This window comes from Buchnera aphidicola (Pemphigus obesinymphae), assembly GCF_026122815.1.
GTDB classification, from domain to species: Bacteria; Pseudomonadota; Gammaproteobacteria; order Enterobacterales; family Enterobacteriaceae; genus Buchnera_C; species Buchnera_C aphidicola_BJ.
On sequence record NZ_JAIWQW010000045.1, the window covers coordinates 1 to 943 of the forward strand.

At 32.1% G+C, this 943-nt stretch carries 2 protein-coding genes; both read left to right on the top strand.

Annotation, left to right across the window (positions count from 1 at the left end; translation table 11 throughout):
- A partial coding sequence (gene rplW, locus LDP10_RS02970) for a 50S ribosomal protein L23 (RefSeq protein WP_265197256.1) occupies window positions 1-269 on the top strand: 269 nt, incomplete at its 5' end.
- A 14-nt stretch (window positions 270-283) separates the two neighbouring features.
- On the top strand, window positions 284-943 hold a 660-nt coding region (gene rplB, locus LDP10_RS02975), incomplete at its 3' end, for a 50S ribosomal protein L2 (protein ID WP_265197257.1).

A 943-nucleotide genomic window follows, 5' to 3' on the forward strand; every position in this document is an offset into this window, starting at 1 on the left:
TTTCTCCTAAAATTTCAGAAAAATCTTCTTTATCTGCAGAAAAATATAATACAGTTGTTTTTAAAGTAAAAAAAGACGCAAAGAAATCTACGATAAGACAAGCTGTACAAGAATTATTTAAAGTAAAAGTGAGTTCTATTAACACTCTTTTAGTTAAAGGAAAAATAAAACGTAAAGGGAATCAAGTAAGTCGTCATAAAAATTGGAAAAAAGCTTATATTACTTTAAGAAAAGGGCAAAATGCAAATTTACTCAGCAATGTAGATTAGTTGTGGGAAAAAAAATGGCAATTATTAAATGTAAACCGACATCTCCTGGTCGTCGTCATGTTGTTAAAGTGGTCAACAAAAATTTGTATAAAGGTAAATCATTTTCTTTACTAACAAAAAAGAATACTAAAACAGGCGGAAGGAATAATGCTGGTCGAATTACTACTCGTCATATAGGTGGAGGGCATAAAAGAGCGTATAGAATTCTTGATTTTAAAAGAATAAAAGATGGTATTCCAGCTGTCGTAGAACGTTTTGAATATGATCCTAATCGTTCGGCAAATATTGCTTTAATCTTATACAAAGATGGGGAACGTAATTATATTTTAGCTCCCAAAGGTTTATCCATCGGAGACAAAGTTATTTCTGGTATTAAAGAATCTATTAAAGTAGGAAACGCATTACCTTTAAAAAATATTCCAGTAGGAGAATTAGTTCATAATGTGGAAATGAAACCTGGAAAGGGAGGTCAAATAGCACGTTCAGCTGGTAGTTTCGTACAATTAGTAGCTAGTGAAAATACTTATGTGACGATTAGATTAAGATCTGGAGAAATGAGAAAAATACCATCTGATTGTAGAGCTACTGTTGGAGAAGTAGGAAATTCAGAACATATGTTAAGAGTATTAGGAAAAGCTGGAGCTTCTAGGTGGAGAGGTGTTAGACCAACAGTT